At 68.8% G+C, this 24,023-nt stretch carries 16 protein-coding genes and 2 pseudogenes; 2 read left to right on the forward strand and 16 right to left on the reverse strand.

The genetic code is table 11. The features are described from left to right. Window positions 1-129 precede the first annotated feature (129 nt). The 5 genes from fxsT to ABZV38_RS22970 form a co-directional block, all read right to left on the reverse strand. Complete coding sequence (gene fxsT / locus ABZV38_RS22950) at window positions 130-4,065, reverse strand: FxSxx-COOH system tetratricopeptide repeat protein (protein WP_356329708.1); 3,936 nt, start codon at window positions 4,063-4,065, stop codon at window positions 130-132. Further along, window positions 4,062-5,408, reverse strand: coding sequence for an FxsC protein (gene fsxC, locus ABZV38_RS22955; RefSeq protein WP_356329710.1), 1,347 nt, complete (start codon window positions 5,406-5,408; stop codon window positions 4,062-4,064). Before fsxC ends, fxsT begins: the two co-directional genes overlap by 4 nt. Window positions 5,409-5,513: 105 nt before the next feature. Further along, a complete protein-coding gene (fxsB, locus tag ABZV38_RS22960; protein ID WP_356329712.1) occupies window positions 5,514-7,802 on the reverse strand; it encodes a radical SAM/SPASM protein FxsB, inactivated metallohydrolase extension form in 2,289 nt (762 codons plus the stop codon). A gap of 30 nt (window positions 7,803-7,832) precedes the next feature. Further along, window positions 7,833-7,997, reverse strand: coding sequence for an FxSxx-COOH cyclophane-containing RiPP peptide (fxsA, locus tag ABZV38_RS22965; protein ID WP_356329713.1), 165 nt, complete (start codon window positions 7,995-7,997; stop codon window positions 7,833-7,835). A 471-nt stretch (window positions 7,998-8,468) separates the two neighbouring features. Next, on the reverse strand, window positions 8,469-9,179 hold the full coding sequence (locus ABZV38_RS22970; RefSeq protein WP_356329715.1) for a hypothetical protein: 711 nt from the start codon (window positions 9,177-9,179) through the stop codon (window positions 8,469-8,471). 318 nt (window positions 9,180-9,497) lie between these two features. On the opposite strand from ABZV38_RS22970, the gene ABZV38_RS22975 reads away from it, so the two are divergent. Then, complete coding sequence (locus ABZV38_RS22975; protein WP_356329808.1) at window positions 9,498-10,427, forward strand: DUF4231 domain-containing protein; 930 nt, start codon at window positions 9,498-9,500, stop codon at window positions 10,425-10,427. A 26-nt stretch (window positions 10,428-10,453) separates the two neighbouring features. Here the strand turns inward: ABZV38_RS22975 and ABZV38_RS22980 are convergent, their stop codons facing one another. The 10 genes and pseudogenes from ABZV38_RS22980 to ABZV38_RS23025 all read right to left on the reverse strand — a co-directional run bounded on the left by ABZV38_RS22980 (window position 10,454) and on the right by ABZV38_RS23025 (window position 20,997). After that, window positions 10,454-10,933, reverse strand: coding sequence for a hypothetical protein (locus ABZV38_RS22980; protein ID WP_356329717.1), 480 nt, complete (start codon window positions 10,931-10,933; stop codon window positions 10,454-10,456). 208 nt (window positions 10,934-11,141) lie between these two features. Beyond that, complete coding sequence (locus ABZV38_RS22985; protein ID WP_356329719.1) at window positions 11,142-12,041, reverse strand: S1 family peptidase; 900 nt, start codon at window positions 12,039-12,041, stop codon at window positions 11,142-11,144. 268 nt (window positions 12,042-12,309) lie between these two features. Continuing rightward, entirely contained in the window at window positions 12,310-13,116 is an 807-nt protein-coding gene (locus tag ABZV38_RS22990) for a DUF1684 domain-containing protein (RefSeq protein WP_356329720.1), read from the reverse strand. Between the two features lie 4 nt (window positions 13,117-13,120). Beyond that, on the reverse strand, window positions 13,121-14,464 hold the full coding sequence (locus ABZV38_RS22995) for an NtaA/DmoA family FMN-dependent monooxygenase (protein ID WP_356329722.1): 1,344 nt from the start codon (window positions 14,462-14,464) through the stop codon (window positions 13,121-13,123). Continuing rightward, window positions 14,461-15,527 (reverse strand): annotated as a pseudogene (locus tag ABZV38_RS23000) (LLM class flavin-dependent oxidoreductase). The gene ABZV38_RS22995 and the pseudogene ABZV38_RS23000 overlap by 4 nt, the downstream one beginning before the upstream one ends. 21 nt (window positions 15,528-15,548) lie before the next feature. Next, window positions 15,549-16,441, reverse strand: a pseudogene (locus tag ABZV38_RS23005) (transporter substrate-binding domain-containing protein). A 53-nt stretch (window positions 16,442-16,494) separates the two neighbouring features. After that, window positions 16,495-17,247 carry an amino acid ABC transporter ATP-binding protein gene (locus ABZV38_RS23010; RefSeq protein ID WP_356329810.1) on the reverse strand — a complete coding sequence of 251 codons (753 nt, stop codon included), beginning with the start codon at window positions 17,245-17,247 and terminating at the stop codon, window positions 16,495-16,497. Between the two features lie 41 nt (window positions 17,248-17,288). Continuing rightward, entirely contained in the window at window positions 17,289-18,188 is a 900-nt protein-coding gene (locus tag ABZV38_RS23015) for an amino acid ABC transporter permease (protein ID WP_356329723.1), read from the reverse strand. Between the two features lie 59 nt (window positions 18,189-18,247). Next, entirely contained in the window at window positions 18,248-20,122 is a 1,875-nt protein-coding gene (locus tag ABZV38_RS23020) for an FAD/NAD(P)-binding protein (RefSeq protein WP_356329725.1), read from the reverse strand. Continuing rightward, the gene (locus tag ABZV38_RS23025; protein WP_356329727.1) at window positions 20,119-20,997 is read right to left on the reverse strand and encodes an amino acid ABC transporter permease; all 879 of its coding nucleotides are present in this window, start codon (window positions 20,995-20,997) and stop codon (window positions 20,119-20,121) included. The genes ABZV38_RS23020 and ABZV38_RS23025 overlap by 4 nt, the downstream gene beginning before the upstream one ends. 499 nt (window positions 20,998-21,496) lie before the next feature. On the opposite strand from ABZV38_RS23025, the gene ABZV38_RS23030 reads away from it, so the two are divergent. Further along, window positions 21,497-22,435, forward strand: a complete 939-nt coding sequence (locus ABZV38_RS23030; RefSeq protein ID WP_356329730.1) for an ABC transporter substrate-binding protein — start codon at window positions 21,497-21,499, stop codon at window positions 22,433-22,435. A 36-nt stretch (window positions 22,436-22,471) separates the two neighbouring features. Here the strand turns inward: ABZV38_RS23030 and ABZV38_RS23035 are convergent, their stop codons facing one another. Continuing rightward, window positions 22,472-23,812, reverse strand: a complete 1,341-nt coding sequence (locus ABZV38_RS23035) for a DUF5685 family protein (RefSeq protein WP_356329731.1) — start codon at window positions 23,810-23,812, stop codon at window positions 22,472-22,474. Between the last annotated feature and the right edge of the window lie 211 nt (window positions 23,813-24,023).

Raw genomic sequence — 24,023 nt, forward strand, 5'->3', positions numbered from 1 at the left:
GGGGCCTATATTTTATGTTAGCTCTTTCCTCCCCCTATTATTCATTTGCCTGTTTGTTTATACTCACACCGCCGCGGTTTTGCTGGCCTCAGCGGGGGGGGGGCCCGCCATCGGCGGGCCCCGGCCTGCTCAGATCGTGATCGGTTCCAGTTCGCGCTGGAACCGGCTGTCGTCCCGGGCGATCCTGGTCAGCGGATGCTCGTCGCCGAGCTGTCGGGTCAGCTCCTCGACCACCTCCGCCCGCACCTGCAACGCCTCGTCCTTGCGCCCCATCTCATCGAGCGTGACAGCGATGTTCGACGCCATGGCCAAGGTCTCCGGATGGTGCGCCCCGAGGGCCTCCCGGAGCTGCGCGGACACCCGCCGCTCCGTCTCCAGCACGATGTCGAGGCCACCGAGGTCCGCGGTTGCATTGGCCAGGTTCATGACGCAGAACAGCGTGTGCGGATGCTCGCGGCCGAACACCTCCCGCATTGAGGCGACCACCCGCGTCAGCAGCTTCTCGGCCTCCTCCGCCGCACCGGCCCCCGAGAGATAGACGCCGAGGTTGTTCTGGGCGGCCAGGGTGTACGGGTGCTTCTCCCCCGGCACCTTCATGTACTGGTCGACGACTTCCTGTGCTGTGTCCCTGGCCTCGATCGCCTCACCGGCCGCGAACAGGTCGGCCGCCATATTGAGATCACAGGCCAGCGATTCGGGGTTGGCCGAGGTGTACTTGGCCCGGTACCTGGCACGGGTGGCGACCGTCAGTCTGCGGGCATCCTCCAGCCGGCCCGCCCTGCGCAGCGACACTGCCAGGCTCTTCGCCGCGCTCAGCGTGCCTGGGAAGGCACGCCCGAGGTGCGCCTTGTAACTGTCGTAGGTGCGGCTGAGCAGACCGACGGAGTCCTCGTATCGTCCTACGTCCCGCAGGTCGCGGGCCAGGTTCATGGCGGAGGACAGGCTGTACGGGTGGTTCGCGCCGAGCACCTCGGTGCGCCGGTCGTAGACGTCCTGATCGATCTCCCTGGCCCTGGCGTACTGTCCGACGAGGCGCAGATTCAGCGCCAGGTTGTTGGCCGCCGCCAGCGTCCTGGGGTGCGCTTCGTGGAAGATCTGGCTGAACCCCTCGGTGGCTTCGGTCGCCAGCTCGATCGCCCGGCCGTACTCGCCGAGCGTGCCGAGGTCCGTCGCGAGGCTACTGGTGGTCATGTACGTGTGCGGGTGCTCCGAACCCAGTACCTCCCGCTGACGCGCGAGGGTGATTTCGTCGAGCTCCCTCGCCTCCACGTAGCGTCCGCGCGAGCGATAGATGTTGGAGAGGTGGAAGCAGAGGTAGAGGTACTGGAGATCCCGCTCGCCGAGCATCTCCCCCCATGCCTCGCGCAGTTCGGCGCCGAGGGTGCCGGCCGTCCTGAAGTCACCGCGCTTCCACAGGTAGCGCACTCGGTCGATCAGGAGCCTGCGGGTCTCGGGCTCCTTGCAGTTGCGGGCATCGGACGGGCCGAGGTGCGGCCAGATGGTGGCGAACCGCGGCCAGGTCAACGGGTTGTCGATCGGCTCGTCGTCATCGGGCCGGGCACCCGCCAGAATGCGGTGGACGACATGCCGGGCTTCGCGCTGCTCCTCCTCGCTCAGCTGCGCCCGGATGACGGCCTGGACGAGGCGGTGCACCTGGATGGAGTTGGAGACCTGGTCGACCTTGGCGAGGGCGAACCGGCCGATCTCCCGGATGACCCGTCCCAGCACCAGCTTCTCCTGGAGCGAGGCGTCGTATGGCTTCAGCGCCTCGATCATCTCCTTGCTGTACAGGAGGTCCCCCGAGATGGGCTCGGGGGCGAAGAAGGCGCAGAGCTGCAGCAGCCGCACCGCAGCGGGCGAACGCTCCTTGAGGCGCTGGATGGAGATGTTCCAGGTGGCGGCGACGGGTTCCGGGTAGCCCGCGGGCTGGTTGAGGGCCAGGACCTGAGGAGCCTGCTGGGCGAGCTGTTCCAGATAGGTGTCGATGGGGGTGGCGGTCTCCGCGATCCAGGCCGCCGCCTGTTCGACGGCGAGCGGCAGGTCACCGACAGCGGTAGCCACCTGCGCGGCGTCCTCGACACTCAGCCCCGGGGCGCGGCGCTGGAGGTGCTCGATGGACTCCTCCCGCAGGAAGACGTCGACGGGCAGTGCGTCACCGTGCTGGGACCAGGTCTGGTTCCTGGAGGTGACCAGGATGTGACCGGAACCACCCTGAGGGAAGTAGCGCCTGAGCCGTTCGGGGTCGTCGGCATTGTCGAAGACCAGCAGCCAGCGATCCGACGGAACTCCGCGGCGCAGCAGGTCGACGGCCTCCTGGGAGGCCGCGGCCATGTCGTCGCCGCCCTGGGCTCCGAGCCGGACGGCGAGTTCGGCGAGGCCGGCCACCACATCGTCGGTCTGCTCGGAGGATATCCACCAGACCAGGTCGTAGTCGGCCATGAAGCGGTGCACGTACTCCAGGGCCACCTGGGTTTTTCCGACGCCGCCGAGCCCGTACAGGGTCTGTGGCTGGGGCAGTACGACGGCCATCCCGCCGCCGAGCTGGTCGCGCATCCGCTCCAGGACCAGGGAGCGGCCGGTGAAGCCGGGGTTGCGGGGCGGCGCGTTCCAGATTTTCGGCACGGTGCCGGGGAAACGGGGCCCCGGCGCGACCCCGTCGACGAGTTGCACCGGGCGGTCCAGGGCACGCAACAGCGCCGAGGTGGCGTGCACCTCGTCGAGCCGGAAGAGATCGACAGGGTTGCGGTCGATGTAGGGCGCGGAGAGGCGTACGTCCCCGACCCTGAGTGGCAGCAGCTGACGCCTGCCGCCGCCCGGGTCCTCGGCGACCGCCCTGTCCCACAGGCCGACGGCCCGCTGGGACTTGAGATAGGCGCTGGAGAGCAGGACGACGGTACGGGTGGCGGTCTCGGCCGCGGCGTTCGCCGGGTCGGCCGCGCCCCGTTCGGCGGAGACATCACGCGGGACAACGCGGAACCCTGCCCGGGTGAGGACCGATTCGATCCAGTCGGCCCACATCCGGTTCTCCGCCACATAGTTGAGGAAGAGATCGGCGGGCAGTGCGGGCCTGCGCCGGGTGAAGGCGTCGCGGATGCGGAGCCGTACTTCTTCCCCCACGGGGGGCATGGAGGTGATCTGCCGGTCGGTGATGACGGCGGTGAGCCGCTCGAAGGCGGAGAGCAGCGAGTTGGTCAGACCTGCCTCGTCGCCGAAGGTGGCCAGGGTCTCCTCGTACGCGTAGTAGGGACGGTACGGAATCTCCACCGCTCCCCAGTAGGCGGTGAGTTCGTCACTGGACAGGTCTCGGGGCAGCCGGTCGAACTTCAGTCGGGCCAGGGCCCGGCCCGCGTCGGCCTTCTCCTTCTCGCCTTCGTCGATCCGCATCGGGACGGGGAAGATGGAGATGGGGCGGCCGGTGTAGCGCTCGGAGATCTGCCGGGCGACGGATGCCGCACCGTCGATGGACTGGTCGCTGAGCGTGAAGCAGTCGACGAGCAGGTCCGGAAGGTGGACGGTGCAGATGTCGGCGATGTCGCTGAGGCCGGTCCGGCTGTCGATGAGGACGTAGTCGTAGTTGGCCTTCATGTCGTCGCGCAGGGCGTCGAAGAAGTGCCCGCCGCCGAGCCGGTCGTAGAAGTTGTCCCAGTCGAAGGTGGAGACGGTCGCGGAGTATTCGCGGTTCTGGCGCCCGGCGGAAACGAAGTCGAGGGTGCCCCCTTGCGGGAACTCCCAGCCGAGCGCTTCCGGGGCGAGGGAGACGGCGTGCGGCTGGATGCGAGCGTAGTCGCGGTGCCAGTCGTCGGCGCGCTGGACCGGACTGGTCGCGGCCCAGGCGTACTCGGTGATCAGGTCGATGACACCGGTGGTGGCACCGAGTGTCGACGGGTCGAGGAAGGGATGGAAGAACCGGTGGAGCCCGGGCGCCTCCAGGTCCCAGTCGACGGCCAGTACCCGTTTGCCGTTGGCAGCCAGGATCCAGGCAGTGTTGGCCAGGGCCATCGTGCGCCCGGTACCACCTTTGTACGAGTAGAAAGTGACGATGCGTCCGTCACGCCCGGCCGTCATACGTCCTCCGCATCCGTCGCAGGGTCGTGCATGTCCGGTATGAACTGCGTGTTGCCCATGGGCCCCATCAGTCGTGCCCGTTCAGTGTGGCCGCCGCCCGTCGCCGGCGGATAGACCGCCGCGTGGCGCAGATACTGCTGGGCCGCCGCCTCCACGACCTGAGGCAGGACCTGTCCGAAGGCGTCCATGCTCGGCACTCCCCTTGCCGCGGCGCGGCAAAAGGCGCGCCCTTGGCGAATCTTGGACGGCATGGTCTGTTCGAGCTTCTCGGTCAGCTCGGCTTCGGCGGCTCTGCTCTGGGGGTCCTCGCGGTTCCAGGGCACCGCCATGGTCACCCATGGGCGGTTCTCGGCGTCGAAGGCTGCGAGTCTGCGGCGTCGGTCCTCGTCCATCAGCGCCCAGCGGTCGACGACCAGGATCTCCGGTCTGTTCGGTGGCCCCTTGCTCTCCGCGTGGCCGGACTCCTCGTCGAAGGAGGTGATGGTGGCCTGATAGTTGAGGGCACGCACCAGGTCCTCGGCGACATAAGCCAGAGAACGTACGGAGGCCGGGTGATAAGGGTTCCAGTCTTGCGGGTTGTCTCCGTAGTAGTCGGCGCTGCGCCCCTCGGGCAGGTCGTGCCGGGTGGGAGCCACGATGGTCACCTTCATCGGGCGGGGTGCACCGGCACCACTGCTCAGCGAGCCGAAGGCGCTGGGGGCCAGCCGGTAGTCGACGGGACGACCCACTTCGATCCGGGCGGTGGCCGCGACGCTGACGATACGTTTCGCAAGTTCATAGACAGCCCGTTCATACTCCTGGGCGAAGAGCCTGAGTTTGATCAGCCCGTAGAGGCCGTCGCTGACGTAACGGTCCCCGAAATCACGGTGGTTGAACTGCAGCCGTTCTGCGGGCCCGGGCAGCTGGTTCGGTGGAACCGGAACCCAGAGAGCGGGCACGATCGCCTCGGCCGGCTGATTGCTGCGGGCCCGGTGGGCGATGGCACGCTGTTCGAAAGCGTGCCACTCCTTTCCGCACATCTCGCTGGCGAAGTAGCGCGGCGAGAAGAGCGGAACGAACACCCGGCAGGTGGCCAGCACGCTGCCGAGACGTTCCGACCACCCCTCGCCGGACCGTATCTCCCGGTCCATGAACCCGGCGGAGGCACCCGCCGGGAGGTCGGTCATGGCCATTACGTGGCCGCAGAGATCCTGAAACAGTCGCTCGACCCACATATCCGGGTCCGTTCCACCGCCGTACCCCGGTGTATGCGCATAGCTCAAGAAGAAGTACGGCCGATGGTCCGCCGCTCGCGCTTGCGGTGATGCGTGCACACGACCCCCGTCCTGTGTGAGCACTCGCATCCGAGGAGTATGGAGAGAATGCGAGCGAATTCATCATTCCGGAGCGGACCTTGCTCCACCCCCATGGCGTTCGGTCATTCACCGCTGCTTTTCAGTCATCCATCCTTACGTCCGGTCAATCAGCTTCTTGATCGAACCAGTCTTGCAACTGTTCTTCCCGGATGTCCCGTGTGTGCCGCTGATCTCCTTTCGCACTGCGGTCAGGAGCTGCTTTCCGTCGATGGTCAGTTCGGCCGCCGCTTCCAGTGTGTCGAGTGCCTGCGGCACTCCGTCCAGGAACCGGGGGTCGAAGAGCCCGAGTCCCACCCGCTCATAGGTCGAAGACAGCAGTCGTGAGAAGGGAACGGACTTTTCCTGCCAGGGCGTCCGATGGTCCCAGGCTCCGTCCGACGCGTACAGATCCGTGACATCGACAAGAGCCCTCAGCTTGGCCCGCCGGAATCCGCGGAGCAGACCGAGCGCCGGTTCCCCGCCATCCGCGTCCACCCGGATCCCCAACGCTCCGTAGCCGTGCCGCCCTACCACGGGGTGTCCGGTGGTGAGTGGCGTCAGCACGATCAGGCTGCGCGCCATCTCGTCCGCCTGATCCGGTACGACCGCCATCAGCCGTTCCCAGGCCCCGGCGAGGCGCGCGCTCCACGCATCGGCCTCGGACTGCCCGAGCCGGGGAGCGACGGGCGTACCGAAGCAGTCGCGGTACGGGTCGAGATCGTCGAGCAGGAAGCCGGGCGCCCCGTCGCCACCCACGCGGCGCACCGGAAGCCAGCCGGGCTCCTCCGCCGAGTTCCGTACGATCCGCCGTTCGGCGGCGTGCCCTTCCCGCCGGATCAGGAATCCGTCACCGGTGGCGCGTACGAGGACATTGCCGTGCTCCCCCGGCCCACCGATCCTCACCTCTCCGAGAGCAGGAAGGTAGATACTCCCGTCCCGGTAGGCGACGGGGACGTCCCGTTCGAGTCCAGCGCGTACGGTGGCAGCGGCCACGGACGACGACAGCCGCAGCGGCGCCGCCCGGTCGGCTCCGGGCCGTTCGGCATACACGGCGTCCAGCGCATCGAGCAACCAGGTGCGGGTGTAGGGATGAGCCAGTACACCGTCCAGGCCGGCGGCGCCCGCCTCTGTCCCCTCCAAGGCCTGCACCAGCTCCCAGGCCTCGGCCCAGCGCTCCCCGCCCCGGCCGTCGAGGTCTGCGTGGAGCCGGGCGAGCAGAGTGCGCGTCAGGTCCTGGTCTGCTGCGATCAACTGGTACGGCTCCGCGACCGCGGCCGACTCGGTTTCCGCAGCCGTCCGCACCTCGATGCCCTGCACCAGTGCTTCGAGATCCGCGCAGTACACCGAGGGGTTGTCGAATCCGCTGTCCGAACGGTAGCGGTGCGTGTAGAGCCCTCCGCCGCACGAACGTACGACAGGGCAACGGCGGCAGGTCTCGCTGACCCCGGCCAGTCCGAGCTGCCGCGCCTGGACCCCGGGATGGGCCGCGACCTCGTCGAAGGCGTGAGTGAAGACGTCGAACCCGGTGGAGGCCGCACCTTCGTAGGCACTCTTGAGTGAGTCCACCTGTTCCAGTTGTCCGTCGGTCTCGACGACGACGAGGTCGGTGGGGGCCAGGCCCAGGGACTCGGTGAGACTGGGGCCACCGCTCAGGCTGGACAGGACCGAGGAGAAGATCCGCACCGGCACCGGCCGACCCCGTTCCCTCCAGCGGTCGAAGATCGCGAGGAGCCAGTCGGCATAGGCCGTGGGCGATGCGTCCGGACGCGGCGGCGGCTGGTCCCAGGTGGCGTGCGGAAGAAGGAAGTCGATGAGCGGCGGTTCGAGTTCGGCCAGGGCGTCGAACACCGCGTGCGGATCATTCTGGATGTCGACCGTGCACAGAAGGCCGAGATTGAGGTGGCGGTAGCGCTCCTGGCGCAGAAGCTCGACGGCTCGGAGGACCAAGGGGTGACTGGTGCGTCCGTCGGCGAACCGGCGGTGCCGGTCGTTGGCGGTCCGGTCGCCGTCGAGCGAGATGCCGACCTTGACCCCGAACTCGTCGAAGAGGTCGAGATAGCGCGGACTGAGCTGCAGGCCGTTGGTATGGATCCGCAGATCGAGAGCGGCGATGCCGTTCAGTGCCGAGGTCAACTCCTCGCAGACGCGGCGCAGACGCGCGGGGCCCGCCAGGAGAGGCTCCCCTCCGTGCAGGATCACTGACACGGAGGGCAGCGCATGCGTCAGAGCATGCTCGGCCAAGCGTTGAGCGGTCCACGAAATAGCCTCATCAGAGATTGCCTTAGGGCGGGTACGCCAGCTCTGATCAGCATGTTCATAGACGTAACAATGATCGCAGGCAAGATCACACCTGCTGTGCACTTTGAGCACAATTTCGCGGAAGGGGACCAGGGGTCCTGTCATTCCGTCAGTCTAGCGACCTTACGGCGCGACTCAGAGAGCCGAGCTGAAGGTTGACGCCTTGGTGGAGCGGCCGGTTGACGTGCTGAATACCCGATCAAGCTTCCTGGTGGCTTCGGCACCACGGGAGTCGATCTCGGCGAGCGGCACACGGCTCTTCGCATTGGCGAAGGATGAGGTGGATTCGTTGGTCTTCACGGCCGTCCTTGATGGGATTGTTCCGGACACTGAAACGCTTCCGGCTACTGCATAAATGCAGTGTCCGGCGGCACGACTTTACTCCGCTGACAGCGCTTGGCAAATGCCGACGTCGTGCGAAACGCAGCCGTCACACAGCATTAGGCCAGACGGAACGCGACTCGCCATTCCCCCGTCGGAGTGAGGAGAGAAAGCGCAGGCGGGAGGGGGTGACACGAGCAAGTTCCGAAACATCGCGCTCCCCCCTTGGCCGGCCTGTGCGCGGGCCGATGGGACGCCCTTGCATCAAGGACGGCCGATGCGCCACCCCGATTACGGCGAAAGGTACACAGATTTGACTTCAGGACAGCTGACCGACGCCGCGTGTTCACTTCCCCTCCGTTCACCCGCCCGGCGCCACGTTCTGCCGGTTCCGTCCGCGAACGCCCCGCACCGGCGGCCACCGAGAGGACGGGCGGGTCCTGCCGGATCTCAGTCGAGCGGGGCACTGAGGTCCGTCCTCGCCCCCTTCATGCAGTCCAGGATGCGCTCGTGGGTGTCACCTACGACGTCGGTGACCCTGAACCGTATGTACAACGCCTCGACGTCACGGACGAACCGCTTCGAGAAGGCACCCATCAGCACCGTGTCGTACCCTCCGGTGCTCACGAGAGGGAAGCCCGCACCGAAGTGGATGATCTGGAAGTCCAGCGCGACGACAAGCCCGGCAGCTGTCAGTTGGGCCGCGGCCTCGTCGAGGTCGCCCCAGGGCGCACTGGCGGAATCGGCCTGTCCGGCCAGGACCAGGCGACAGTCCCAGGTGTCGACTACGGCCAGGTGCTGCCCGCCGTTGAGCACGCCGACGCGCCACCCGGATGCATCCCCCTTCAGAAACCCCTTCTGCCAGGATCCGCGCCAGCCCAGGTACGGCCGCACTGTGCGGGCGTACTGCGCCCTGGCCAGGACCGCTCCGCCGGCGACGGCCAGCAGACTGCCCAGGGCATCCATGTCGAGCAGGTGCAGGCGCCACGGCCATGCCGACCGCGCCCCGTCCGCCATGTTGGCCCGGATCACTTCCCAGAGAAGGATCGCGGTGAGCAGTGCGAGGAGCGCGAGGGGTGTGGTGAACAGCAGTGGGCTCCGCCGGACCCTCCGTTGGGCACCGGCCGGCGACTGCACATCGTCCTGATTCGCATCCTGCACGTTCGCTCCCCCAGCGAGAGGCGAGACCCGAAGACACCCAAGAGTCAACTCGCCTGAAATAAAGGCCTGTTGCCCAACCATGCCACAGCACTTGGGATCGCACGAGCGAGCAGATCCGGCCCACGGGAAGCTGCCGACGCCCACGGCACCATTGCAGTGTCCGGGCGCGCGACTCTACTCTCGTGCACCCGGTCGGCCTCCGCCCACGCATGCGTGCGTCCCGGGCATCGCACAGGGGCCTTCCAGAGCTTCCGGCCGGACCGGACAGGCCATCCGCCTGGCTGAACGAGCATGTCCAAAACTGCAGACGGGGTGAACATGACGGCGATTCCCGGACCGCTCCAGTCCATGGTCTTCAGGAGCGAGGACCTCCCGGCGCTCTTCCACCACACGGACGCCATCGCCATCGCACGCCAGCGGGAGGCGGTCAATACGACCCGCGGCCAGCTGATCCTGCTCGTGGTGGGTGCCGTGCCGGCAGCCCTGCCCTGGCACGGCGGAATCGGTGGCTCATTTCAACTCCTCGACGGCATCGGAGCGTTGGCCTATTTCGGAGTTCTGGTCACGACGTATGTCGCTTCCCGACGCAAAGCAAAGTCGCATTGGCAACTGAACCGCTCCGCCGCCGAGTTCATCAAATCGATGTGCTGGCGCTACGCCGTGCACGGCACCCCGTTCGACACCGGGACCCAGCACCCGGAAGCGGTGTTCGCCAACCGGCTCGAAGAGGGTCTGCAGGAGCTCAGGAAGGTCGGCTGGGAGGACCCCCGGGACGAGATGAACGATGCCGGCAGCGGGCTCATAACGGAGTCCATGCGGGAGTTACGAAGCAGGGCGTTCACGGTCCGCAAGGAGACCTACGTACGGGACCGGCTCATCGAACAACGGCGCTGGTACCGCAGGCGCCAGCAGGTTTCGCGGCGCGGCGCGCTCGTCTGGTCGAGCGCCATCGCCGCACTGACCACGCCGGCGCTGACGCTCAGCCTGCTGCAGACGTTCGGGGCCGCCCGGTCCTTCGCTCTGACAGGGGCGTTCTCGGCGGTAGCGGCCGCCTGCCTCGCCTGGAACGAGATGCGCCGCCATCATCCGCTGATCTCCGCGCACTCGCTGGTCGAGAAGGACCTGGAGTCGATGCAGGCCGCGATGGAGACCAGTCTGACCGAACGACAGTGGCCGGTCGCTGTCTTCGAGACCGAACGCATCGTCTCACCCGAGCACACCGACTGGCTGGCCCGGCACCGCATGTGAGGCCATCTCAGTGAGTCGACGTAGCATCAGGCGCGCTCGACGCCGTCGCGCCAGATCACCGTCACCGGGCGGCCGAGCGTCCGGGCGTACGTCACGATGTCGCCCGTGCCGCCGAAGCCGCGGGCCGGCCGGCCGTCCCACACCGCGAGCAGCCGGTCGCAGTGGTCGGCGATATAGGCGCCCGCCGCGTAGTACGCCTCGTCGGTGGAGTGCGGGAAGTCCAGCCGGACCTCGCGGGCCGCGCGGCCCTTGAGGCTTCGGTAGCGGGCCAGTTCGGGCCCGTCGGCGAAGCAGGCCTCGTAGTCACCGCTGGGGATGACCACGGTCAGTTCCGCCCCGCAGGCGAGTGCCAGGTCGGCGAAGAGCTGGTCCGCGCCCACGGCCAGGCTGGAGAGGGCTTCCAGGGAGCCGTCGAGGCCGCAGAGCACGGCTCGTATCCCGGCCAGTACATGGGCGTGCGCTTCCTCGGGGATGCTGCGATGGCCGGTCACTCCGATGCGTTTCACGGACTGGAACCCCCTGGAGTGTCAGCCGGGGGTTCCCGGAGGGCATCCCTCCGGGAAGGCACAGCATCCGCCCCCGTTTTCCTGCGCGACCGTCCTCCCCACATCCTCTCAAAAGCCGCGGGGTGAACGGGAGCCCCCGCCCGGAATTCGGGCGGGGGCTCCTGCGTTGCCGAACGCGGTTTCGAGATGGTGCGCGGGGTGCCGGCCGTCAGTAGACGCTGACGCCGTATGCGCTGAGCGCCTCGGTGACCGGCTGGAAGTACGTCGTACCGCCGGAGTTGCAGTTGCCGCTGCCGCCCGAGGTGAGTCCGATCGCCCTGGTGCCGGAGTAGAGCGGGCCGCCGGAGTCGCCGGGCTCCGCACACACATTCGTCTTGATCATGCCGTAGACGATGTCGCCGCCGCCGTAGTTGACGGTGGCGTTGAGACCGGTGACGGTCCCGCTGTGGATGCCGGTGGTGGAGCCGCGGCGAGTGACGGCCATACCGACCGTGGCGTTGGCCGCGCTGGTGATGTCCTGGCTGCCGACGGTGCCCGCGTGGGCGACCGAGGCGTTGTCGTACCGCACGATGCCGTAGTCATTGGTCGGGAAGCTCGATCCGACCGTCGGGCCGATGCTTGTGGAGTTCGACGAGTTGGTGTACCACGGCGGGTTGCCATCGGTGCAGTGACCGGCGGTCAGGAGGTAGTAGGTGCTGCCGCTGCGGACGTTGAAGCCCAGCGAACAGCGCCAGCCGGGCGCGTAGATGGCGTCGCCGCCGGAGAGCAGCTTGTTGAACGTGCCGGACGTGCGCTCGATCCGCAGAGCGCCGGCGTTGGCTCCCGCGGACTTCTTGATCTGGTTGATCTCGGCCCGGGAGACCGTGCTGTCGACGGTGACCATCAGGGTCTTGGTCGCCGGGTCGACATTCCAGGCGGTGCCGGCTATGTCCGCGCCGAGCACGGCATCGCTCGCGGCGGTGAGCTGGTTGGCGCTGAACGTCCCGGTGGAGTTGGCGTGGGCGCTGGGTACGGCGAGTGCGGCGACAGCGACGAGGCCTGCGGCGATCGCGACGGCCCTGCTTCGTCTCGCCGTGCCGCTGAGGGGGGTAGTGCGCTTGATCCTCACTTCTGATTCCTCCCGAGGGGAAACGGGGGTCCGCCCGTGGGGTGGTCGGACCCGTGAGGCGCAGTCGGGCGCACGGCCGTGGTCCGCATTCCGGATACGACGTGCTCCTGACAAGCGCTGCTCGGGAGTATTCAAGGCGTCAACTTCTGGCGCAAGAGGGCCTTTTGGCCTGAGGTCGCCGTCCCGCGCACGCGGCAGGCCCCGGCAGCACACGGGCTGCCGGGGCCCGATCCGGTCGGATGGGACGGTGACGCGGTGGTGCAGTGGGTCAGTGGTCGATCCGGTTCCGCTCCCCCGCCTCGACGGCGACCGGAAGGGTGTTGCCCGGGGGCGGGAACGGGCAGACGAAGTGATCGGCGAAGGCGCACGGCGGCAGCAGGGCGCGGTTGAGGTCGACCGTCACACTGCCGTCCTCGGCCGGGGCGGCGGGCCGCAGGAAACGGAAGCGGAAGCTGCTGTCCCCGCTGGTGGCGTCGGCGAAGACCGCCCAGAGCGAGCCGTCCTGCTCGACCGCGACCTGGAGGGTGTGCTCCGTGCCCTCCACCTCGAAGGCGATCTCGCCGCCGAGACCGAGCCCGCGCTCGACTCCGTCGGCGTTCTCGACCCGGACCGTGCGGGTGGTGTCGTACGGACGGAAGGTGCCCGTCAGCGCCCAGCGTGCCTCGTACGGCGTCGCGTCGATGGTCCGGAAAGCCTTCCGCGCCACGGAGTCCGGGTCGAAGTCCCGTACCGCCCACAGCCCTTCGCGGATCAGCACGACCAGCCGCCGCTCGCCGTGTGCGACGCGGGAGGCGTCGATCGCGCCGCCGTCCGCGGTGAGCCGCACCTCGCCGGTGAAGGGCTTCCCGTCGACGGTGAGCCCGTCCTCGGCGGTGGCCGTGAGCACCAGCTCGTCGCCGTCCGCCCGCCACTGCCCGGGAACGGCCGGAATTCGACCCTCCGGGTGGTCGGCGAGCCAGTGGGTACCGGTGAGGGAAAGCGGTCCGTACGGTGCCGAGACCGTGGCGCTGCGCTCCTTGTGCCAGCGGAGCCAGTCCTGCTCCGCCTGTTGTATCTGTGGTGCGTCCGTACTCATGCGATCAATCCTTCCTTACCGGATCGGCCAGCCCGAGATGGGACCGGAGAGTGGAACCGGTGTATTCGGAGCGGAAGGCTCCGCGTTCCTGGAGGAGCGGGACGACCTGGTCGACGAAGTCGTCGAGGCCGCCCGGGGTGAGATGCGGTACGAGGATGAAGCCGTCGGCCGCTTCGGTCGAGACGAACTCGATGAGCTCCGACGCAACCGTCTCCGGGCTGCCGATGAACGACTGCCGCCCGGTCGTCTGGATGACCGTCTGCCGGATGGACAGTCCCTTGGCCTCGGACGGCGCGCGCCAGCGGGCCGCGACGGCGAGCGGGTCGCCGATCCGGACCCGGCCCTGGACCAGCCCGGAATCGGGGTCCGGGTCGATCTCGGGGAGCGGCCCGTCGGGATCGTACGCGGAGAGGTCGCGGCCCCAGACCTGTTCCAGGGCGAGGATCGCGTTCTGCGGGGAGATCTGCTGACGGCGGATCCCGGCCGCCCGCTCCTGCGCCTCGGCGTCGCTTTCGCCGAGGACGAAGGTGACCCCGGGCATGATCTTCAGATCGTCGGGCCGCCGGCCGTACTTCGCCAGCCGCGCCTTGACGTCGGTGTAGAAGGTGCGGCCCGCCTCCAGGGTGCCGTGCCGGGTGAAGATGACATCGGCGGCGGATGCGGCGAACTCGCGGCCCTCCGGTGAGTCCCCGGCCTGGATGACGACCGGGTGGCCCTGCGGGGAGCGCGGGACGGTGAACTCGCCCTCGATGGTGAAGTGCTGTCCTTGGTGACGGAACGGGCGCGGGGTTCCGTCGGGGGTCCAGGTGTCCCACAGTTCGCGGGCGGTGGCGACGAATTCCGCGGCCCGGGTGTAGGGGGTCCCCCCTGTTCGAGCGACGCCGAGAACTTGGTGGAGGTCGGCCCGGTCGAGAAAGCCGCCGCGCCGGAAGTTCTCCCCGGTAAAGGCGTCGGAGGAGGTGACGACGTTCCAGGCGGCCCGGCCGTCGCTGAGATGGTCGAGGGTGGCGAGGCGGCGCGCCAGTTCGTACGGCTCGTTGAAGGTCGCGTTGACGGTGGCGGCGAGGCCGAGCCGGTCGGTGACGGCGGCCAGGGCGTTCAGCACCGTGAGGGACTCGGGTCGGCCGACCACGTCCAGATCGTGGATCCGCCCGTTGTGCTCGCGCAGCCGCAGCCCCTCCGCGAGGAAGAAGAAGTCGAACCTGCCGCGCTCCGCCGTGCGGGCGAGGTGCTCGAAGGAGGAGAAGTCGATCTGGCTCTTCGAGCGGGGGTCGGTCCAGACGGTGGTGTTGTTCACGCCGGGGAAGTGGGCGGCGAGATGCATCTGCTTCTGCGTCGGTGCGGTCATGCTCGTCCCTCCGCGAGGGCGTATCGGTTGGCCGGGCGTGCCAGTCCCAGGTGCTCGCGGAGCGTGCCCCCCGGGTAGAAGGTACGGAACAGGCTGCGGTGCTGGAGCAGGGCGACGGTTCCGTTGACGATCCGTTCGAGATCGCGCTCCGGTGTGATGGGCATGAGGTGGAAGCCGTCGACGGCTCCGGCCCGGTGCCACTGGGCGATCAGTTCGGCGAGGTCGACCGGGCCGCCCCGGTAGTACGAGCCCCCGGCGGAGAGCGGCGGTCCGCTCTCCAGACCGGGCTCCGGCGCGGTCTCGGCGTCCCCGAGGTCGACGGTGCGCGCGACCAGCACCCGCAGGGTGTCGGGGTCGCGACCGAACGCCGCGGCGCGGCGCCGTACGTCGGCCCGGATGCCCGCGGCCTGCTCGGGCCCGGTGGCCCGTACGAGTACGACATCGGCGTGGCGCGCGGCGGCCTCCTGGCTCGGTCCGCCCGTCCCGTCCATCACAGTGACCGGGTGGCCCTGCGGGGGCCTGGGCACGATGGCCGGTCCGCGGACGGTGAACGTCGCGCCCTCGAAGTCGACGTAGTGCAGCTTGTCGCGGTCGATGAAGCGGCCGGTGGCGACATCCCGGATCTCCGCGTCGTCCTCCCAGCTGTCCCACAGCCGGGCGCCGACATCGGCGGTCTCGCCCGCCTCGCGCCACAGCTCGGCGGCAGGTGCGGCGGACCGTCGGCCGAACAGCCGGGCCTCGGCATCGGTCGTCGACACCTCGGCGCTCCAGCCCGCCCGGCCGCGGCTCACCCAGTCCAGGGTGGCCACGGCGGACGAGACATGGAACGGCTCGTGTGGGTGGTGGTGACGGTCGGCACCAGCCCGATCCTGCGGGTGGCGGGGGCGACCCGGGAGAGCACGGAGAGCGCGTCGAGCCCGGGGCGGGCGAAAGAGTCGCCGAGGGTCACGAAGTCGAGTGTCCCGCGCTCGGCGAGCCGGGCGAGCTCGACGTAGTGCCGGGCGACGTAGTGGGGTGGGCCGCCGATCTCGGCGGCCAGATGAAGAGCGGTGGTGGCAGACATTGCGGTGCGTACCTCTCGGGCTCAGTTCTTGGGCTTGGGAAGGCCGGGCGGGTTGATCTCCGACTTCTCGACGGCCTCGTTGGAGAGCCCCCAGCGCTTCAGCACCTTGGCGTACGAGCCGTCGTCGATGATGTGGTCGATGGCGGCCGCGTACGCCTCGACCAGGCCGCTGTCCTTCTTCGTGGTGGCGGCGATCTTCCCCTGGAGCCCGTCGCCGCCGCCCGACAGCGTGCCGACGACCTCGGACTGGCCGGCCGACGCCACGTGGTAGTTGACCGACGGGCTGGGGCCGAGATAGCCGTCGATCCGGCCGGACTGCAGTCGAGGAGGATCTTCTCCTGGTTGGTGCCGGACGCGACGGCGACGGTCTTCCCCGCCACGCCCTTGGGGCCCTTCACCTTCCAGCCGGAGCCCTTCTTGGCCTCGAAGGCGATGTTGTCGAGCCGGTAGGTCGCGAAGTCGTACTTCTCCTTGCGTTCCTCGGTGACCGTGACGTTCGACAGGACTCCGTCGAACTTGGAGCTGTCGAGGCCGACGAAGAGGTTCTCCCAGGAGACCTCCTCGAACTCGGGCTTCAGCCCGAGCGTGTCGGCGATCAGGGTCGCCATGTCGATCTCGGAGCCGATCCGGGTCCTGTCGTCGGTGGCGTAGAAGCCGAGCGGCGGCGAGGCGTCGGCGCTCGCGCCCAGCCGCAGCGTGCCGCGTTCGCGGACGGCTGCCGGCACCTTCGCCGAGATGGCGTCGATCTTCTTCTCCGTGATCCGGTGCTGGTCGGGCCCGATGTTGATGCCGGTGCCCCGCTGCCCCTTCGGGGCGATCTCGTCGGTGGCGGCGTCGCTCGTACCGCAGGCCGTGAGGAGTCCGGTGGCGGTCAGGGTGGCGAGGGTGGCGGCGAGGGTACGGCGGACGGACACGTGGGTGCTCCTTGCAGACGATGCCGAAGGAGTGGCGAAGGACAGGGAAGGGGTCACAGGACTTTGGAGAGGAAGGCGCGGGTGCGCGGATGCTCGGGACGGTCGAGTACGTCGGCGGGGGCGCCCTGCTCGACGATCCGTCCCTCATCCATGAAGACGACGGTGTCGGCGACCTCACGGGCGAAGCCGATCTCGTGCGTGACGACGATCATCGTGGTGCCGCCGTGTGCCAAGTCCTTGATGACATCGAGGACTTCGCCGACCAGTTCGGGGTCGAGCGCCGAGGTCGGCTCGTCGAAGAGCAGCAGCTTCGGTTCGAGTGCGAGCGCGCGGGCGATGGCCACGCGCTGCTGCTGCCCGCCGGAGAGCTGCTTCGGGTACGCCCCTGCCTTGTCGGCGAGCCCGACCCGGGTGAGGAGCTTCTCGGCAGCGGCGACCGCGTCCTTGCGGGGGCGGCGCAGGGCGGAGACCGGCGCCTCGATGATGTTCTCCAGGACCGTGAGGTGCGGGAAGAGATTGAAGTTCTGAAAGACGAAGCCGATCCGGGTGCGCTGGCGCAGCACCTCGCGCTCGCGGAGCTCGTACAGCTTGTTTCCGTCCCTGCGGTAGCCGACCAGGGTGCCGTCGACGCTGATCCAGCCGTTGTCGACCTTCTCCAGGTGGTTGATGGTGCGCAGCAGCGTGGACTTGCCGGACCCGGAAGGGCCGAGGACGACGGTCACCTCTCCGGCGCGTACGGACAGATCGATGCCGCGCAGGACTTCGAGAGTGCCGAAGCTCTTGTGCACGGCGCGGATCTCGACCATGGCGTCCGGGACGGCGCCCGCGGGATCGGTAGTGGTGGCGCTCATCGCGCGGCCCCCTTGGCGTAGTGACGTTCGACGTAGTACTGGAGGACGGAGAGCACGGTGGTCAGGAGGATGTACCAGACGGTGGCGACCATCAGCAGCGGCACGACCCTGCCGTTGCGCCCGTAGACGACCTGCACCTGGTAGAAGAGTTCGCCGATCGCCATCACGGAGACGATCGAGGTGCCCTTGAAGAGCGAGATGATCTCGTTGGCGGCGTTCGGCAGGATGGAACGCATCGCCTGCGGCAGCACGATCCGCCACAGCTGCCGGTGCCGGGGGATCCCGAGCGCGGCGGCCGCCTCCAACTGGCCGCTGTCCACCGCGAGTACGCCACCGCGGACGATCTCCGCCGCGTAGGCCGCCTGGCGCAGTGCGAGCCCGAGGACGGCCGCGCTCATCGCACCGACGAGGTTCATCGTGTCGAAGGAGAACAAGCCGGGCCCGAACGGGATGCCGAACTGCAACTCCTTGTAGAGGTAGGCGAGGTTGAACCAGAAGAGCAGCTGGACGATGAGCGGGATGGAGCGGAACGCCCAGATGTACGCGTAGGCGACCGCGCCGAGGAACGGACTGGCCGACAGCCGCATGAAGGCGAGCACAATGCCGAGCGCGAAGCCGAGCACCGTTCCGTAGAAGGTCAGTTGGAGGGTGATCCAGACGGCCTTGAGGATGGTCTCGGTGGTGAAGAAGCGGGCGAAGACGTCCCACTCCCAGCCGGGGTTGGTGACCAGACCGTGCAGGAACTGGGCTAGCAGGACGGCAGTGGCGACGACGGCGGCCCAGCGCCAGGGGTGGCGTACGGGGACGACGGTGAGCGCGCCGTAGTCGATGGCGGAAGCGTCATCGGCCCGTGGACCAGTCGCTTCGTCGACGGGTGGATCGCTGGTGAGCGACATGAGGGTTCCTTGGGATACGGGCTACGGGGGTAAGGGGATTCGGGGGGACGGTGCCGCGGTCAGGCGCTGCGGCGGTCGCTGCCGGCTGTTCGGTCGCCGCGGCCGTCGCCGTCGCTACAGAGCAGGTCGCGGAGGAACGCCAGCGCCGTCCGTGCGGTGGCGTCGTCCTGCCGGAACGCCGGGCCGCCGGTGCGCGGCCGGGTGAAGGCGCCGCTCACCCGTGCGGTGGTGTGCGGGCCGAGGGCGAAGCGCCGCGGGTGCGGGCGGCCGTCGCGGCCCAGGATCCGGCCGTCGTCGGGGTCGACGGAGAGCAGTCCGGTGGCGGTGGCGGCGGCTCCGTCCTCGTACAGCGCCTGAAGGATCGAACTGCGGGTGCGCTCCAGTGTCGGATCCGGCAACCGGGCCTCGACCAGTGTGCGGGCCTCGATCCACTCCCCCGGCACAGTGGCGCTGCCGGCCCGGAAGATGCCCCGTTCCTCGTCCGCCTCGACGGTCATCCCCGCACCGAGGAAGCGGACGACCCCGGCCCGGGAGAGGGCGAGCAGCTGGTGCAGCCGTGGTCCCGGCGGACCGGATGCGAGGTAGCTGAAGAAGCCGTGCCACCAGCCGCCGATGTCACCGAGCCGCATCAACTGCCCGTAGACGGAGAGCAGGCCGAGGAAGACGGCGAGGTCTTCGCTGTGGGCAGGGTCGTGGCGGCGGTCGAGGTCGGCGGTGATGTAGTCGCGCAGACCGTCCTGGAGTGCGTCGTACGACGGGTGGCGCACCCCGTCCAGCGGGTGGTCGAGCGCTGCAAGGTCGAGCCGGTCGGCGGGGTCGGGGACAGCGGCGACGAGAGCGCGCAGTTCGGGGCTGCCCGGGTCGGCGGCCGCGTACTTCTCCTCGAAGACCTGCCAGTCGACGGTCGTGCGCTCGGCATGGGCGGTGAAGAGCCGATGATAGTGGGCGTATCCGAGCTCCTTGTCGACAAGTGGCCACACATCACGCCGGAAGTCGAGCGGGCCGGGCCGGCTCAGCAGCTCTTCGGTCCGGTCCGGGCCGAGGAAGCGCGGCAGTGGCGGCCGCTCGCCCTGCCAGCCGTAGCCGATCTTGGAGTGGTACGGGACACCGCGCCGCGATCCGATGTGCAGCACGGGCTCCTTGCCGGAGGGCAGGTACTCGCCGTTCTCGTACCGTCCGCCGCGTCCCTCGGTGAGCAGCACCATCAGATCGATGAAGGCGAGCCCGAAGCCCCGGACGACGACCGGTTCACCGGCAGGCAGGGCGGTCAGGTCGCTGTCGGCGGTGAAGTCGGGCGGCAGGTGGACAAGCCCGTGCCGGTCCGCGAACTCGGTCAACTCGTTCTGTTCGGGGGCGGGTTCGGCATCGAGGTGCCCGATGGTGAGTGCGACGAGGTCGGCGGTCAGCGGTTCGTCGCGGCCCTCCAGCCAGACATCCTGACGGCCGCTGCGCTGCCCGGTGACGCGCAGTGCGTGCCCGCGGTGTTCATGCACGGTGATGCCCGCCGGGAGTGCGGCCACCGCCTGCTCGTACACCCATCCCAGATAGGCGCTCTGCAGCCGTCTACTGGGGAAGTCTTGGTCGCCCAATGCCCATATGTCGGCGAGGAGTTCGGGCTCGGCATTGAGGGCGACCCGGCCCTCACGGACGTCGGCCGCCCAGGTGTGCAGGGCGGGCCCCGGTCGTATCGGCCCCTCCTGCTGGACCGTGTCGTCGGTGAACATGGTGACGTCCTCGGCCATGGAGTTCATCCAGAGCAGCGGGGACTGGTCGTGCCGCCAGATCCGGCCGCCGCCGGGCGGGTGCGGATCGATGAGATGGATGTCCAGCCGCCGGCCCTCGTACAGCTCGGGGGCGTTGGCGGCGATGCGCTCGATGAGGCCGGTGCCGCGCGGTCCGGCGCCGACGATGACGAGGGCCGGCCCGTCGCTCATCGGGCACCCGCCGTGCCACGGGCGTAGTGCCGTTCGATGTAGTGCTGGCCGACGCTGAGCAGCGAGGTGACCACCACGTACCAGAGGGTGGCGACGAGCAGCAGCGGAATGACCTGGTAGGTGCGGTGGTAGACGAGCTGCACCGAGTACAGCAGGTCCTGCACGGCGATGATGCTGACGATCGAGGTGCCCTTGAGGGTGCCGATCAGCATGTTCCCGGCGGGCGGGACGATGGAGCGCATCGCCTGCGGCAGCACGATCCGGCGGAACCGGCGCCAGGCGCCGAGGCCCAGCGACTGTGCAGCCTCGATCTGTCCGTGCTCGACGGACAGGATGCCGCCGCGGACCACTTCGGCCGCGTACGCGGCCTCGTGCAGGGTGAGTCCGATGACGGCGACCGTGACGGGCCCGAGGAGATTCACCGTACGGACGCCGAGGACCTCCGGGTAGAGCGCGCCGATGTTGAACCAGAAGAGCAGCTGGACCAGGATCGGGGTGGATCTGAAGAGCCACACATAGCCCCAACTGACCGACTGCAGCACGCGGTTGGTGGAGAGCCTGAGTACGGCCAGCAGGGTGCCGAGGGCGAAGCCGAGCGCCATGACGAGGGCGGTGAGCCAGAGGGTGAGGCCGAGGCCGCACAGGACGGAGGCGGTGGTGAAGTAGTCGCCGACGACGTCCCACTGGAAGGCGTCGTTGCGGATGACGGAGTTCAGCGCCAGGGCGAGCAGCAGCAGGACCACAACGGCCGCTGTCCACTGGCCTGTTCGGCGTACCGGGACGATCCGCAGGTGGTCGGCGTCATTGTCCTTGCCGCTGTTCTTCGAGAGCGGGGCCGGGCGTGATTGAGGGAAGGCATCTGTCTGCGCAGACATGCGAAGGCTCCGTGGATGCAGAGATCGAGCACGGGACGTGCCTTCACGGAAAACACAACGTGGACCGGGTCCCTCAGCACGATCCGCTTCGAGGTAATCGCTGTTCACAACGCATTGTCAAGCCTGTCCACACTGTGAGCCATACGTCTCAGCTCAGTTGACGGACCAGTGGATCGCCTGTTCCACTGAGGGCATGTATTCGCAGCAGTGGCTGGTCAAGCGCTCCCACATCGACTTCGGTCGCGTGTGGTCCTCCTCCTGTTGAGCTGACCCCCTGCGGTTCCTCGCGTCCGTGCCTCGCGCCGTGTCCGGCGCCTGAGCACCGTTCCCTGCGCGTCTTCACGTACACAACATCGCTGCACCCTCCCCTCAGGCTGTTCGCCGTTCCGCGCCTCTTCCGCACTTCCTTCGCCCCGCCCGTGGCCGTGCTGCCGTGGCGCGCCGCTCGGCGCTGCCCGGCTGCCCGCGCACGGTCGACGAACCTGGAGAACCACACCTCATGCCCCGTACCCGGCACACCGCCGCCTTCGCGCTGATCACCGTCGCCGCATTCGCTCTCACCGCGTGCGGGTCCGGCGATCCGGCGGCCGGGCCGGCCGCGCCGGCCGCATCCGCCAAGGGGACGATCCCGACGCGGGACGTCGTGTCGTCGGTGAAGAAGAACAACGCCGCGGCCGCGCTGCTGCCCGCCGATGTCCGTGCCTCCGGCACGCTGACCATCGCCTCCAGCGTCGGCACGCCGCCCGGCGCCACCTATCTGCCCGACGGGAAGACCGTGGCCGGCACCGACATCGACGTCGCGGACGCCGTGGCCAGGGCGCTGGGCCTGAAACTGAAGCGCGAGGTGGCCGCCTTCGAGGCGATCCTGCCCGCGCTGGGCAGCGGGAAGTACGACCTGGGGACGGGGAACTTCGGGGTCACCGACGAGCGCCGCAGGACGATCGACTTCGTCACGTACCTCAATGACGGGCAGGGCTTCGCGGTCCGCGGCGACAGCAAGCTGGCGAAAGTCACCGATCTCACCCAGCTCTGCGGCCGGACCGTGGGCACCGCCGCGGGCACCACCTTCGAGGTGACGCTGGAGGAGAACAAGCACCGGTGCGCCGAGGCGGGCAAGAAGCCGTACGACGTGAAGACCTACTCCGATCTGGCGGCCGTCTGGGCCTCGCTCCAGCAGGGCCGCAGCGATGTGGTGATGTCGACCATCAACGGGTTGCGCTACGCGGTGGACCAGCAGGAGAGCGTGCGCTTCCTCAATGAGTTCAAGCGGCTCGATGTCGGCTTCGCGTTCAAGAAGGGCACCCCACTGGCGCCGGCCTTCCAGGCGGCGGTCAACGGGCTCAAGGCGGACGGGACGTACGACCGCATCCTGAAGAAGTGGGGCATCGGCGCGTCGGCGATCGAGTCCTCGCAGATATCGCCGCCCGAGATCACATGACCCCCCGGGGCTGGTGAGCCGCGCCCGGGAGGTGGCTCAGCAGTCGCACCCGCAGTCGCAGCAGTCGCAGGAGCTGCAGCAGTCCCCGCAGTTGCTGCAGCAGTCGCACGCATCGCAGCAGTCGCTGCAGTCGCACTGGCTGCACAGCCCCTCGCGCCTCTGCCGGCTCCACGGGTCCTCGAAGGTCCCGCAGCACATCTGGCAGGTGCAGGCGAGGCCCGCCCACACCAGGCATCCCGTGATCAGCCCACGCCGGTCGCGCGGCGGCTCCGGCGGGGGCTGAGGCGGGCCGAACGGGCTGCCTGGGTGATTCGGCGCGTACGGATTGCCCGTCGGCGGCCCGAAGGACCCGGTCTGCCGCAGCCCCGCCGCGTCGCCCGGCACCTTCGCGGCGGACCGCGTCTGCCGACGGTCCATCAGATCCTCGCCGGCGCACTGCGCATCCGCCTGGTGCGAGCACGTCTGCGTAGCGAAGGCCCGGTCCACCGAACGGCGCAGTTCGTGCGCGAGCAGCACATGCGTCAGCCTGTCGTCGGTGAATTCCGCGTCGCGCAGCGCCAGCCGCACACCACGCAGCGCGTCGTCGCACAGCCGCCGGGCCTCGGCGCGCGAGGTACCGGTGGCGGTGATCGGGTTCCAGGCACCCGACGCAGCGTCAGCTTCCTGGTCCTCCACGGCATCCAGCAGATGCGCGAGCCGCCCGAAGAGCCGGCCGGCCTCGGCGAGGGGCTCGGCGTTCTGCGGTCTGCCCGCGAGTACGGCGGCGTGGGCGAAGGCCGCCGCGGTGGCCGTCTCGGTGGGCTCGGTGACCGTCAGGAGCGGGGTGCCGGGCCCGGCGAGCTGTTCGATGCCGGTCTGCCGGTCGACGGCGTCGACGAGGACCGCGGTGTCGAACCCCAGCTCTGCACCGGTGCGCGCCCCGGCCCGGTCCCAGCCCGCGGCGACCCGGCGGGCGGCCGCGGCGACCGGGCGGCGCTTCAACAGCCCGTCCCGGTCCGCAACGTGGTCCCGCACCTTCGCCGAGGCGAGCACCAGCGAGACGGCGGCTGCCAGTCGGGCCCCTTCGCCGCGGGCGACCGGGGCGGTCCGCATGGAGCGCAGCGGACAGGGCCCCGCGGTGCGTCGCCATCCGGTGGTGCGCTCCGCCTGAGCCTCCGTCAGGACCGAGACGATCAGGCCGTCATAGTTCGTGACGATGCGGGCGAACTGCCCATGGTCCGAGCGAAGTGCGAGACAGAGCCCGCAGAGATGGGCCATCCACTCGGTCTTGAGGCCCTCCGACAGCCGATGGGCGCAGGGCCTGACTATTCCGAACACGACGATCCCCCGAGAGTCGTTCCGCTGTGCGCCGCGCTCGTGCGTGTGCGCGACGGGCATCGTATCGAGTGACCCGTTCACCCGTACGTGCCCCATGTCACCCATACGGACCGGAGCATCATATTTTCTTCTCGCCAGGGGCCCTATGCAGGAGGAACCTTGACGAATCGCCACATCTTCTGCACCAGTAACGTCACGAATCCCCTGCGCGCCGACTATCCACTTGGCGCACGATCCGCATCATGGTCGACCATAGGGATACGAATGAGAT

Origin of the sequence: Streptomyces sp. NPDC005181, assembly GCF_040608395.1 — a bacterium.
Lineage (GTDB): Bacteria > Actinomycetota > Actinomycetes > Streptomycetales > Streptomycetaceae > Streptomyces.

What these genes read in the sequence shown, in the direction of transcription:
- fsxC (WP_356329710.1), bottom strand. Translation starts at nt 5,408, where the DNA reads ATGCGAGTGCTCACACAGGACGGGGGTCGTGTGCACGCATCACCGCAA.
- ABZV38_RS22975 (WP_356329808.1), top strand. Translation starts at nt 9,498, where the DNA reads ATGACGGCGATTCCCGGACCGCTCCAGTCCATGGTCTTCAGGAGCGAG.
- ABZV38_RS23015 (WP_356329723.1), bottom strand. Translation starts at nt 18,188, where the DNA reads ATGTCGCTCACCAGCGATCCACCCGTCGACGAAGCGACTGGTCCACGG.
- ABZV38_RS23010 (WP_356329810.1), bottom strand. Translation starts at nt 17,247, where the DNA reads ATGGTCGAGATCCGCGCCGTGCACAAGAGCTTCGGCACTCTCGAAGTC.
- fxsB (WP_356329712.1), bottom strand. Translation starts at nt 7,802, where the DNA reads ATGACAGGACCCCTGGTCCCCTTCCGCGAAATTGTGCTCAAAGTGCAC.
- ABZV38_RS22995 (WP_356329722.1), bottom strand. Translation starts at nt 14,464, where the DNA reads ATGACCGCACCGACGCAGAAGCAGATGCATCTCGCCGCCCACTTCCCC.
- ABZV38_RS22990 (WP_356329720.1), bottom strand. Translation starts at nt 13,116, where the DNA reads ATGAGTACGGACGCACCACAGATACAACAGGCGGAGCAGGACTGGCTC.
- ABZV38_RS23030 (WP_356329730.1), top strand. Translation starts at nt 21,497, where the DNA reads ATGCCCCGTACCCGGCACACCGCCGCCTTCGCGCTGATCACCGTCGCC.
- ABZV38_RS23020 (WP_356329725.1), bottom strand. Translation starts at nt 20,122, where the DNA reads ATGAGCGACGGGCCGGCCCTCGTCATCGTCGGCGCCGGACCGCGCGGC.
- ABZV38_RS23025 (WP_356329727.1), bottom strand. Translation starts at nt 20,997, where the DNA reads ATGTCTGCGCAGACAGATGCCTTCCCTCAATCACGCCCGGCCCCGCTC.
- fxsT (WP_356329708.1), bottom strand. Translation starts at nt 4,065, where the DNA reads ATGACGGCCGGGCGTGACGGACGCATCGTCACTTTCTACTCGTACAAA.
- ABZV38_RS23035 (WP_356329731.1), bottom strand. Translation starts at nt 23,812, where the DNA reads ATGCCCGTCGCGCACACGCACGAGCGCGGCGCACAGCGGAACGACTCT.